General features: G+C 38.7%; 7 protein-coding genes. 3 read left to right on the top strand and 4 right to left on the bottom strand.

Translation table 11 applies throughout. The annotated features are described in order from the left end of the window. The first annotated feature begins 235 nt into the window (after positions 1–235). Both PX482_RS20555 and PX482_RS20550 read left to right on the top strand, forming a co-directional pair. Positions 236–2914 (top strand): methyl-accepting chemotaxis protein, encoded by a 2679-nt coding sequence (locus tag PX482_RS20555; RefSeq protein ID WP_288096320.1) that lies wholly within the window; start codon positions 236–238, stop codon positions 2912–2914. Positions 2915–2987: 73 nt separating this feature from the next. After that, a complete protein-coding gene (locus PX482_RS20550; protein ID WP_002757617.1) occupies positions 2988–4199 on the top strand; it encodes a glycosyltransferase in 1212 nt (403 codons plus the stop codon). Between the two features lie 238 nt (positions 4200–4437). Here the strand turns inward: PX482_RS20550 and PX482_RS20545 are convergent, their stop codons facing one another. Beyond that, positions 4438–4707, bottom strand: coding sequence for a hypothetical protein (locus PX482_RS20545; protein WP_288122956.1), 270 nt, complete (start codon positions 4705–4707; stop codon positions 4438–4440). Between the two features lie 58 nt (positions 4708–4765). Here PX482_RS20545 and PX482_RS20540 point away from each other — a divergent pair, with 58 nt between their 5' ends. After that, positions 4766–6103, top strand: coding sequence for an AAA-like domain-containing protein (locus tag PX482_RS20540; protein WP_002757619.1), 1338 nt, complete (start codon positions 4766–4768; stop codon positions 6101–6103). 21 nt (positions 6104–6124) lie between these two features. Here PX482_RS20540 and PX482_RS20535 read toward each other — a convergent pair whose 3' ends face one another. The 3 genes from PX482_RS20535 to PX482_RS20525 form a co-directional block, all read right to left on the bottom strand. Further along, entirely contained in the window at positions 6125–11914 is a 5790-nt protein-coding gene (locus PX482_RS20535; RefSeq protein WP_288122955.1) for an AAA family ATPase, read from the bottom strand. A 91-nt stretch (positions 11915–12005) separates the two neighbouring features. Beyond that, positions 12006–12989, bottom strand: a complete 984-nt coding sequence (locus PX482_RS20530; protein ID WP_002757623.1) for a hypothetical protein — start codon at positions 12987–12989, stop codon at positions 12006–12008. Between the two features lie 52 nt (positions 12990–13041). Further along, positions 13042–13574 (bottom strand): amidohydrolase family protein (locus tag PX482_RS20525; RefSeq protein WP_288122954.1); only part of this gene is annotated, 533 nt, incomplete at its 5' end.

Below are 13574 nucleotides of genomic sequence, written 5' to 3'. Positions count from 1 at the left end.
TCAAGTTTTCATTCAGGACAAATGTACTGATTAACTAATTTTTTGGGGAAAATTAGTTAACCCATCATTATAACATATAATTAATTTGCAAGAGTTCTAAACTACTATAGCGGTTCTCACACCTGTGTGGCACACTTAAACCTTTGCTAATTAAGCTTTTCAACATCGATAATGTACCTAGTGCGAACAGGAAACGCTATAACTACTTCATTTAACTTTACTAGGGGAGGGGCAAATGCCGTCAGGGACAGAATACGCAAAACTCTATAGAAAGGCTAACACCGCCTATTGCCAGGGCAACCTTGAGGATGCCGCCGTCATTGTCAAAGAGATGATCAGCAAGTATCCCGAGGATGCCAATGTCATGCTTTTACAGGGTCACATTCATCTAGGACTACAACAATACAGATTGGCGGAGGAGCGTTACGAAAAAGTGCTGCAATTGGCTAAAAATTCTCCCAATAGTTCCGATCTAGCCGATTATGCCCAGCGTGGTCTCGATCAGATTCGGCAATTGCGTTTTGAAGCCGAGGAGGGAGATTTTACGATCGCTGCTACGGAAAGCATTGCCTACAGCGAGGCAGCTTTCGATCCAAGTCAAAGTTTTAACCGTTCTCGCTCCTGGAAGTCGCAAGGGGCTGCCCCCGATGGACAAAAAAAAGGGCTGGATTGGAATAGTAGTCTTTTCAATGAGGAGGATCCCAGCGAGCCTACGGTAAGTAAAGTCCATTCCTATGACGATGATTTTGAGGAATCGGAGGAAACCGCCTTTAGTTCCCTTACCCTGCCGGGCCCTGGCTCTCACGGTTCCCAGTGGTCTAGCGATTCGGCGGAGGGGGAAGCCCCTTTCCCCTTTTTAGAAGCGGCGGAGATTGACTCGCTGGAGGAAGGGTGGGACGGTGAGTTAGGGTCAACGGGAGAAGCCACTTTTATGGTTTCCTCTGATCTGGGGGGAAATCCCCTGACCGGTAGAGATCAGGAGTTATCCTATAGGGATACCCTAGAAGAAAGCACTTTTGCCATTGACCTGGAATCGACCCACCCACAAGGGGCAAAAACTGGCCTTAATCAGGGCAGAGTCACTCAAAAAAGATACGAGGAAGACGAAACCGGAGATTTTGGGGAACCAGAACTCAATGATGAGGATTTAGACGGTTTTTCCCCACTGGCTCTGACGGATACGGTTCAAGGACTGGGGGACTGGGAGCTATTTACCCCTTCGGGGGGGGAAGCTTTAAGTGGTGGTTTTCTCCCCGAACCCGGTGCGCGCCTTAATGCCAGTTCTGGTGTGGGAGAGCCTAGTTTTAATCCTTCTCGTCTAAAAACCCCCAATGACAAAAGAGATAGTCATCTTACCCATGCCTCCGATCTCTTGCTCAAGCCAGTGGTGGAAGTCAATCCGGGCAAATTAGGCTTTTTTGTCAACGCTTCTTTAGGCAAAAAACAACTAATCCTAGGGGCTTTAGCGGGTATTACCCCTGTGATCATAATTTTTGCCGTTAGTACCACCTCTTGGCTTTCTACGCTCTTGGCTGCCAAACCAGCCCCGAATAGCCAGGCAAAAACCGAAAATGTTGCCCCCAAACCGGCCCCGAAACCGCCAGCCTCAGCCAGTCTTTCCCCCTTCAGTCAACCGGTACTAACCATGATGTTATTAACCGGACTGGGAACCCTGGCCCTGACTTGGCTAGGTTTACAGTTGCTAATTAGTCAGATTAAGCGCAGTCTCAACGATCTGCAAAGCCAATTCGATCATCTCTCGGAAGGTAATTTTAACGCTAAAGCGACGATCTACTCGGAAGATGAATTCGGTCAACTGGCCAATCGTTTCAATCAGATGGCTCGGGTGGTGGTAACTACCACCACGGAAGCCCAACGCCGCGCCGCCGAAACGGAACGGGAACGGGAAGACCTACAACGGCAAGTGATTCGACTTCTCGATGATGTGGAAGGAGCGGCTCGGGGAGATCTGACCGTGGAAGCGGAGGTAAGCGCCGATGTTTTAGGGGCGGTGGCCGATGCTTTTAATTTGACTATCCAAAACCTGCGTGAAATTGTCCGACAGGTGAAAAAAGCGGCAAAACAGGTGAATCAAGGCAGTACCAATAGTGAATCTTTCGCCCGCAATCAGTCTAGCGATGCCCTGCGGATGGCGGAGGAATTGGCCGTCACCCTTAATTCGGTACAGATGATGACCGACTCAATTCAACGGGTGGCAGAAAACGCCAGGGAAGCCGAAGAAGTCGCCCGCACTTCCTCGATTACCGCCCTGAAGGGGGGTGATTCCGTGGAAAGAACCGTGGCGGGAATTCTACAAATCCGCGAGACCGTATCAGAAACGGCGCGAAAAGTCAAGCGTTTGGCGGAAGCTTCCCAGGAAATCTCGAAAATTGTCGCGGTAGTCTCTCAGATTGCCTCACGGACCAATTTATTGGCTCTTAATGCCTCGATTCAAGCGGCGCGAGCAGGAGAGGCGGGCCGCGGTTTTGCGGTTGTGGCCGATGAGGTGCGTCAGTTGGCCGATAGAGCTGCTAAATCGCTTAAGGAAATTGAACAGATCGTTTTACATATCCAATCGGAAACGGGTTCGGTAATGACGGCGATGGAGGAAGGGATTCAACAGGTTATCGATGTCACCGAGCGCTCGGAACAGGCGAAGAAGTCCCTAGAAGATATTATCCAAGTTTCTAATCGTATCGATACGCTGGTGCGATCGATTACCGCCGATACGGTCAAACAACGGGAAAATTCCCTCAATGTCGCCCAAGTTATGCAGTCGGTGGAGTTAACCGCTCAGGAAACTTCCCAAGAATCCCAACGGGTGGCGGGTTCTCTGCAAAAATTGGTGAGTATCTCCCGGGAGCTGCTTTCTTCGGTAGAACGGTTTAAGGTAGACTCAGAGGATGATCGATAATCGGTGAGCGCTAATCAGTGGGTTATTGATTAGCCGCTATCCCTCAAGATTGACCGCTAGAGTGAGTAAAGTTATGCCTAAACTTAGTCTCTGCATGATTGTCAAAAATGAAGCCGAAAATCTCCGGCGCTGTTTGGATAGCGTTAAAGGGGTGGTGGATGAGATGATCGTTATGGATACGGGTTCGACCGATGATACGATTGCTATTGCTCAAAGTTACGGTGCCATAGTTCCTAGCTACGATTGGCGGGGTAATTTTTCCGATGCCAGAAATGAGGCTTTAAAATATGTTACTGGCGATTGGATTTTAGTCCTTGATGCTGATGAGGAATTAAATGCCGCTATCGTACCGAAAATGCGTCGGGCAATGGAAAAAGAGGAAAATTTAGTGATTAATTTAATCCGCCATGAAATCGGAGCCGTACAATCACCTTATTCTCTAATTTCGCGGCTATTTCGCCGACATCCTCAGGTCACTTTTACCCGACCCTATCACTCAATTATTGATGATAATGTGGCTATTTTATTAAAAAAAGAACCTGGTTGGAAAATAGTTGAACTGCCAGAAATTGCTATCTTTCACTACGGTTACACCGTCGATAAAATAGCCAGCTTAGATAAGTTTGAACGGGCAAGAAAAGCGATGGAGGGTTTTTATCAGCAACATCCCCACGATCCCTATGTGTGTAGTAAATTGGGAGGGTTATATCTGAAGATTGGCAGGGATAAAGAGGGTTTTAAGCTGCTCAAACACGGTTTAAAATGCCATGGCTCTAATCCGCATATTTTATACGAGTTGTATTATCATCTCGCTAATTATTATTATTCAGTGGAGGAATTTAAGCAATCAGGCGATCATTTTGTTAAAGCGATTAAGCAGCCAATTTTAGATAAATTAAAACTGGGTGCTTATAATAATTTCGGTGGGTTATTATACGAAGCAGAAAAATACGAAACTGCCTTATCTGTCTTTGAGAAAACCGTAGAAATTGATCCTAGCTATGCCGATGGTTACTATAATTTAGGACTGGTTCTCAAACAACTGCATCGGCTACCAGAATCGATTAAAGCTTATAAAAAAGCTCTCAAGTTAAACCAGGATAATCCCACTATTTACCAAAATCTAGGGGTTGCTTATATAGTTTTCGGTAGTTATAATGAGGCGATCGAGATTTGGCAAAAAGGCCTACAATTATTGAAAGATCAGGGTAATGTCTCTCGCGCTGAAATGCTGCAAGAAACCCTAGAAGCTCTGGGAGCAAGTGTATTGAACTCTGAACAGTAACTGTTCACCGTTGTCGCGAAGATTGGGAGCCGCCACTGTACTAAAATTCTCAATAGGCAGTTGAAATGCAGTACATCTGATTGCTAAGTAGGGAGGCACAATTATTTGTAGGATGGGTTAGCGGTAGCGTAACCCATGCGTAGGTTGGGTTGAAGCATGAAACCCAACCTACGTTCATCTTATATTTAATTCCACCCACCTACTTAAAACCCTGTCTATTCAACTCCTGTGAGGATTTTTACGAATTAATTCTTAATAGGATTATCGAGGAGTTAGACGCTGAAGACTTAGGGGTTTTGATAGAAATGATCAAGAGATAATTGCTGCCGTGTAATTGACCTTGACAAGAAATGCTATAATTTCCTAGCAAGAGGGGAATGGAATCCCTCTCAGGGTTGCCATCGCACAATTTTGTCGGTTGCTGGTTCTCGTCAGCTTGTTTGTCAAATATACCAATTCTAGTTTGAATCGGTGCTGTTATGTCAAGATTCAGGGTTTCTGGCTGCAACGGAACTGAAAAATCAAATAATCTATTCCATCAAATCTTCTTACCTTAGACAAAAATAATGAAATTCGAGGAAATCCAAGAGATTCTTAATCGGCAACTGCTCAAGCTTGAGAATCGCTGTCTCAATGACACAGAACAATTATTATTGCGAGGACTTTGGCAGAAAAAGAACTATCAAGAAATTGCCCAAGAAAACGGTTATAGTAGCAGCTATCTTGCCAATGTAGTTGCCCCAGGACTCTATGATAGAGTCTCGCAACTGATCGGAGAAACGATCAATAAAAAAAATTTTTTATCTAGACTACAATCTCATTTTACCAACTCCACATCGCTTCAGTATTGCGGTAATGAATATCCCCAGAATGAGCGTCCAGAATACCCAGATGCTCCTGTTCCCTATAATTCTTATTATTATCTAAAACGAACAAAACTTGAAGCAAAAATTATCGAGGAAATCGGACAATCTGGGGCGTTAATACGCATTAAAGCTCCCAACAAATGGGGAAAAACCTCTTTATTATTAACAATTTTAGAGGCTTGTCAACAACGATTCGGTTATCAAATTGTTAGTTTAGATTTACAAAAAGCAGACCAAGACATCATAGCAAATTTTAACAAGTTCTTACGCTGGATTTGCCGTAATTGCGCTCGGCAGTTGAATTTAGAAGCCAAATTAGATGATTATTGGGATGAAGATATAGGAATTAAAATGAGTTGGACAATTTATTTTGAAGAGTATATTTTACGAGAGATAAAACAGCCACTGGTATTGGCTTTAGATGGAGTGCATCGAGTCTTTGAACATCCGAAAGTAGCAGAAGATTTTTTACCTTTAATCAGAGCTTGTTATGAAGAATCTAAGCGATCTCCCCTGTGGCAGAAATTACGTTTAATTATTGTTCAATCCACAGAATCTTATGTTTCTCTGCGATTAGAACAGTCTCCTTTTAATGTGGGATTACCCATAGAGTTACAGGGTTTTGGTCAAGAACAAGTGGCAGAATTGGCAAAAAAATATCAATTAAATGAATTAGCAACCAACGAAATTCAACAGTTGATCGACTTAGTGGGGGGACATCCTGCCTTGATTCATTTAGCGATTTATCATCTTAGCCAAGAGCAAATCACGATGCCAGATTTAATCAAATCAGCAACTACATCAACGGGAATTTATTCCTCTCATTTACAGCTTCACTGGGTCACTTTACAAAAACAACCCGAACTTGCCGGTATTTTTCAACAGATTTGTCAAGGGAATCAACCAATGATAGTCGATCCAATTATTGCTTATAAACTTAATAGTATGGGTTTAATTAAACTCAGAGAAAATAAAGCAATTGTCAGTTGTCAGTTGTATCAAAAGTACTTTATAAGTCAATATACTGGTTCAGTATAAATAAATTTTTGAACCATGGTATTAAGACAGCGATCGCTCAAGCCAATCATTATTAAATATCGTCTGATAAATCCGATTATGAACGTCCATTTTCCCGTGACGCTTTACCACTAATCCAGATAAAAATAACTCAGGTAAATAGGGATTGTTATCAATCTGTATTGGTTCTTGATGGAGGATTTGTCGATACAAGGTTAATAACTGGGGTCGGTTTGGACTTTGAAGAAGGCGATCTTGAATGGTTTTTAAATGTTCGGGTTGATCCTGCATCTCCCAATCTTGAATAATTTTTTCTGCTACTAAGTTGGCCAACCATTGTTCTTCTTGATTAGAGGGGATTGGTTGCTCACTATCCCGCATCAGTTGACAGAGTTTTTGAGTTAAGAAAGGTTGCCCTCCCGTCCAGCTTAAGACTTGTTTGAGCATTGTCTGAAGATTACTGACTTTTTCTGTTAACCCATATAATAAAGGTTGAGCTTCGTGTTCTTTAAAACTTGCTAATTCAATAGCGTTACCAATATTAAAAGGTGTTTTCTGGGGGTCAGTAATTAAAGCTGAAGGTGTGGTAGCACCAAAAAAGGCAAAAGTTAGCTCTTGAAATTGAGGTTGAATCGCTCTCTGGTTATAAAAAGAACGAATTAAAGCAAAAAAGTCAGAGACATCAAATTTTAACCCTAAAATGCTATCAATTTCATCAATAAATATAACAGTCGATTTTCCAGATTGCCGCTGATCAAAATCGTCATTAACTAGAAGAAAATTTTCTATAAATTGTCCTAATCGTTGTACAGGAGGCAGGTCTAATTGTTCACTCCACCAAGCTTTAAAAGTTTTCAATTCTTTGATTAATCCAAAACTGCGGAGCAGATCAACGGCTAATCCTTTATACCATTGTTCGGGGGTAATATTGTCTGTTCCTAGCCGAGTTAAGTCAATTACTGCACATCTAATTCCCTCCTTTTGTAATTGGCTCATCATCCGTACCATTAAGCTAGATTTTCCCATTTGACGTGCATTTAAAACATAGCAAAATAGACCTTGTCTGAGAGCTTTATAAAGATTGCGATCGGCTTGTCGAACCACATAATTCGGTGCATCCATCGGTAAACTGCCCCCCACTTGATAGACAAATTTGGGAGGTTGTTCAGCACTTTTAAGCAGGTCATTTTCAAAGATAAGTTCTGCTTGGGTTGCTTTCAGTACCTCTAAAGTGTTTGTGAGTTCTTTTGTCCGTTCTTCTACTCTTTGTTCTAAGGTTTGATAGAGTCTGGAGTTATCAATAGAGATAGCGGCTTGAGCTGCTAGAATATTTAATAGTTCAACCCTTTCTGAGGTAAATGCGCTAGTTGTTAAATTATTTTCTAAATAAACAATTCCTTTTAATTGACCTTGATTGAGTAAAGGAGTACAAAGAATAGATTTAGTTTTTTTAGCCACAATATAATAATCATTGGTAAATTGACCTGATGAAGTGGCATCATTTAAAACGATAGTTTCTTTTGTCCGAGCGACATAATTAATAATGCTAGTGGGTAAGATAGGAATTGAGTTATCATGGTCGATAGATTCTATGGGAATTGACTCTAGGATATTAACCGTTACCTTATCAATTGTTCCTTGAGCTTCAATGACCCAATTTCCTTGCTGTTCTAAAATCAAATAACCTTTCTGCGCTCCTGCATTTTCAATGACAATTTTCATTAAATTTGTTAGGAGATTTTCCAGTTTAATTTCTCCAGAAATCGCTTGCGAAGCTTTGAGAATAGTGGTTAAATCCAGAACTGCTCCATCATTACCAGTAGTTGAAATGGTGGTACTCAGTCCTTTAGATTTGTTTTGATTGCTGATGCCTAATAAATATTGAGGGTATTCTTCTTCTAATTGTTTAACTTTGGCCTTTGCACCCCAACGAGTGTAACAATGATAAGCATTTCTGAGATATAGTTTAGCAATTTCTTCTCTACCTAAAGTAAAATAAAATTCAGAGGCACGTTCATAGGCTAAAGCCTCTTCATGGATAAATTCATATTTTTTTGCTCCTTGAATGGCTTTTTCATAAAATTCTTGAGCTTCCCAGTTTTGACCTAAGACTCTCGCTTTTTCTGCTTCAACTAGATCATATTTATGTTGAAAATTTGCTGGACAATGACTAGACCATATTGCCATCTTCTGCTGATTGTTATCTACTTGTTGTAGTAATTTTCTTTGATCATTTTGCTCTGTGTCATGATAATAAGCTAGAAAACTCAACGATGAATAGAAATTATGTTGTGCTTTAAATAGGGCTGCACCGCTTGTTACCGCTACATATTTTTCTGTATGTTGACTGTTTTCTAAGGAGGCAACAAAATCATTAAAAATATAATAATCAATCATTCTTCCGAAATAATAAATAAATAGTAACCATTGATTATTTTGGTCAAGATATTCTTGGAGATGTTTATCTTCTTCCTCTTGGGAAGTTCCTAGCAATAAAAAATCTTGATGGTGATTAATATCTCGTACATTTTTAGCAGTATTTGTCAAAATAACTAAGAATTTATGAGAATACTCTTGATTAAGTTTTTCCACAAAATGAATGTATTTTTCACAATCTCGTTCTACTTCTTCTAACTGGCATCCTCCTAAAAACTTGATAGCGCAATAGGCCTGTGCGAGAAACCCAACATATTCATTGTGTCCTGTATTAAGTCCTTGTTGCAAGCCATAAAGTAATTTTTCTTGAATGACTTGCTCATTTAGTGGATTTTTCCAACACCATATATAAGCATAATATAAAAAAAATATTTCGGCTTGAAATTTTTGATTATCATCTTTTTCTAATAAGTTAATTGCTAGTTTTCCAAACTTATAACCATAATCAATTTCTGCTGTCATTCCCGACATGAGCATTCCATAAAAAGCATAAATCGTAGAAGCTTGTGGAGGATTGCCGTATTTGATACAGAGATAAGTTAAAGTTAATACTAATTCCGTAAATAGAAGAAAATTAGTTGTATTTGAAGCAGAGCGAATTTGCAGTATTATTTTAATAGCTGCTAGTTTTTTATTGTCAGTCATTATCAAATTATCGGCCAAGTCTTCAATCGATTTATTTTTTAAAAGCAACTTTATGGATCTCTGGCGATTACTAATTCTTTTTTTGATTTCATTTTCTTGAAGAGAAATTTTGATACCTAGTTCTGGTAAAACATTGAGGGCAATATCTATCGCTTTTTGAGGTTGAAAAATTGTAAAGTAGTAGATGATTTGTATTTCATATACCTTGAGTTTATCAAATATGTCTCTAGCTTCTTTTAAGATAGTGTCAGATATTTTTTCAATTTGAGAAAATTTAGTATTTAAGTAAAGAGATTCTAAGGTTTCAACATAAAGTTCTAGAGTTAATTGATAATCAGTTTTCCAGCTATTTAATGTCAACAATTCCAATCCTTTTTCTAAATATCTTAAAGCCGAATCATAAGCTGTTGATGCTTTTGCCTTTTTTCCTGCTTTTAGATTTAACTTAGCCAGTTGATTTTTTTCTAACTGATCGGTAATTAATATTGCTCCCTGATTAAGTTGATTAACAGTATCAAATATTTTATCTTCTAATTGATGCTCTGCTTGATATTTTTCTAATAAAATACGTCCTATTTGCTGATGAAAACATTCTTTTTCTTCTTCAGAAATAAGAGAATAAGCTGCTTGTTGTACTCGGTCATGTAAAAATCGATAATAAATATCAGCAGAATAGTTAAAAGCATCTTGTAGCTTATTATTTGACAAATCTTCTCCATTCCATAATAGAGGAATTTTATAATTTTTGTCTAGGGGAATCACCAAGCCTTCATCTAGAGCTAACTGTAGTTCTTGAGCGGTAATAGTTTCAGATTTATTATTAATAATCCTAAGGATTTCTAAATTAAATTGATTGCCAATACAAGCTGCTAACTTGAGAACCTGTTGCGTATTTTGAGATAATTTTTTAATTTTATTCACCATTAAATCAACTACATTATCAGTAATAGATAAACTTTCAATTTGTTGTATATTCCATTGCCAATAAACTTGTTTTGTGTACTTCGCTTTCTTTAAATCTAAATTTTCCCTAATAAACAGGAATTTTCTATCGTAGAGAGAATAAAACAATTGGGTTAAGAAAAAAGGATTACCCTCGGTTTTTCTGCTGAGTAATTCCCCTAAGGGTTTAGCTAATTCTCTAGAACAATTTAGAGTATCGGCAATTAATTGATTAATCTCTCTGCTTTTTAAAGGTGAAAGAGAGAGCGTATTAATTGTTTTTTGGGCTTGATTAATTTTGCCTAAAGTGTGCATTAGTGGATGAGTTGTTTCCACTTCATTATCTCGATAAGCACCAATTAGGAGAAAATAGTTAATATCTGGCTCTAAAATTAATTGCTCAATTAAATTTAGAGAAGATAAATCTGCCCACTGTAAATCATCAATAAAAATCACTAAGGGATGTTCTGGTTGACAAAAAATCGTGAGAAAACGCTTAAAAAATAAGTTAAAGCGATTTTGACTTTCCGTTTTACCCAGTGGTTCTACAGGAGATTGCTTACCAATAATTTTTTCGAGTTCAGGGATAACCTCAACAATAATTTGACCATTATTTCCTAAAGTTTCTAGAATCTTGTCTTTATAGGTTTCAAGATGTCTTTCTGGTTCACTTAACAACTGTTTTACTAAATCTTGAAAAGCTTGAGTAATTGCTGAATAGGGAATATATCGTTGTAGTTGGTCAAATTTGCCCTTAATAACTCGTCCTCGTTGGCGTGTAATTGGTTTGTAAATTTCATTGACTAAAGCTGTTTTACCAATCCCAGAATAACCCGAAATCAGGATCAATTCAGATGAGCCTTGATTGATTTTTTCAAAAATGTTTAGGAGTTTTTCAACTTCTAATTCTCGACCATAGAGTTTTTGCGGAATCTGAAATTTTTCTGGAAGCTCCCGACTTCCTAAAGAAAATAGCTGAATCTGTTCCCCTCTTTTGAGTTGATTGAGACAAATTTCTAAATCATTTTTAATTCCCCAAGCACTCTGATATCTTTCTTCTGGGGTTTTTGCTAATAGTTTTTTGATAATATTAGACACAGCCAAGGAAAGGTCTGGAATCAGTTCGTGTAGGGGTAAAGGGTCTTGAGCAATATGACAATGAACTAACTCCATTGGGTCTGTAGTTTCAAAAGGAAGTCTGTTGGTTAAAAGTTCATAAAAAGTGACTCCAAGGGCATAAAAATCACTACGATAGTCAAGTCCACGATTCATTCTTCCTGTTTGTTCAGGTGCAATATAAGCTAACGTTCCTTCTAATTGATGGGGAGAGATAACGCTGATAAATTCTTGAGCTAACTGGCTAGAAATACCAAAATCAATAACTTTAAGTTCTTCGGTTTTGGGGTTATAGACAATATTAGAAGGGTTAATGTCTTTGTGAATAATATTGGCTTTATGAATAACAGCTAAAGCTTCAGCAATCTTAATGGCAATTTTCAAAAATTCTTCTAGGTTGAATTGACTTTGCTCTAGTAATGATTTTAAAGATTGACCACCAAAGTCTTCTAAAACCATAACTAAACTGTTTTCATATCGCTGTAAATCATAAGCTTTAATAATATTATCAACATTAAAAGAGCGAGTGATCTGGTATTCTTGTTGATAGCGAGTGAGTTCCGATGGCGTTGGGTAATTTTCTTTGAGAATTTTAAGGATAACTGCCTGATTATTGGCATGACGAAAACCTCGATAAACTAAGGAGTTAGCACTTTCGTAGAGTTTTTCGCTGATTTGATATTTTTTTTCCATTGGCTTATCAGTTCAGTCAGAAAATCAAGCTGATCAATTTGCGTCATCTCTTGATTCTCTGACCAATTTTCATAATTAAAATTGAAGATAATTACAAACAACTCAGGGGAATATAAGGTGAAGGTGGATAAACGTGCTTCAATTGGTGATTCTTCCAGTCTTCACTATGTTCGCTAGGATAAAATGGATAGGGACCATCATACTCTTTTGCCTTTGCCCAAGTTTCAATGTCAGATTGGCTAACATTGAATTCACTGGGTCTGGGTGGATAAGGGACTGTTATTTTACCAGCTGGAAAATCTTTCCCTGTATGAACAAGTTCTGTCATAACACCATGAAAAAGCTCCCAAGTAACATCAAGGCCGTATTCAAAGATTAGCTGATAGATACTGCCAATTGGCTCCCAAATCTGGGCGAAATATTCATGTTTATCGGGATAATAAAAGTTAACTTTATCTTTATAGAAAGCTTGCCCACACAGCAAAAGAGCCAAAGCAATAAAGTCATAATTTATATTGTCTGGTTGAATCAACCAACTATATTTATATTTTTTGGTGTGGGTTTTACTATCTCCTAATAGTTTTATGCATAAATCGATCTCACTTATACGTTCTTCACCTTCTTTATCAAGCCAATAAGTACACACTTTTTGGTGAGGAAATCTCAAAATTTTTCTAACCAAATTCACTTTTGCTTTCATTTCATCTGGTATCTTTTCCGGCTCAAGCCATGTGTAAGCAATCATCTGAGATAGCTTTCGTGTTTGTAATAAGAAATAAACGGTACTCAATTCTGCTTGAGCTAAAGGATCATCCTTAGGTTGTGATGGGCAAAATCTTGGGTCAACCTTAGCTCCTGAGCTAGGAAAACTTGAGGAATCTAAATTATATTTTGTTTGTAAAGCTTCCTTAGTTCCATAGACTAATTTAGGGTGGTCTTCATTTTCAAAAATAAGTAGCTGAAAATAGTAATCATTGTATTGATTGCCATCGATCGATTTTGGTCCTTGTCCAATCTTTATAGACAAATTTGATTGTAAATTTTGAACATAACTGCGAGTAAAGACCTGTGCCATTGGTGAATTCCTCCAGGAAGTTGGTTAATAAATTTGATTCTACTGTAAAAACTCAGACTGAGCCATAAAAACGGGTAGGATTGTCCGCAAGTATCTTCTCTACTGTTTCCTTAGCTAAATCTTTCTCAAGCTTAAGCACTTGACTAACAATATCGGGCTTATGATCCATGTGTGGATAATCTGAGCCAAAGATAATATTGTCACTGCCAATGTAGTCTATAAGCTGGGACAGATAAGGTTCAGAGGGTTCAACGGCAATAAAGCATTGACGGCGAAAATACTCTGATGGCATTAATCTTACCCGATCTTTGACCTCCCAAGGTGTAACTTGATACTCTTCGTCAAGTCTCCATAACCAATAGGGTAGCCAACCGCAGCCCGACTCTAAAAATCCGATTCTTAGCTGAGGATGACGTTCTAACACTCCCCCTTCTATTAACGCTAACAGTGCCATCATCTGCTCCATGGGGTGAGAACAAGCATGAAGGGCAAAACGGGTGTTAAATCGATCGGCACCGGTGGTGGGTAAACGACTCCAATGTCCCTCATGAATTCCTACAGCCATGTCCAAATCCTCGCAGGCCG

It is taken from the genome of Microcystis sp. M53602_WE12, assembly GCF_030065455.1.
GTDB lineage: Bacteria > Cyanobacteriota > Cyanobacteriia > Cyanobacteriales > Microcystaceae > Microcystis > Microcystis aeruginosa.
The sequence above is the reverse complement of the archived record's forward strand: the minus strand, read 5'-3'. Positions and strand labels throughout refer to the sequence as shown.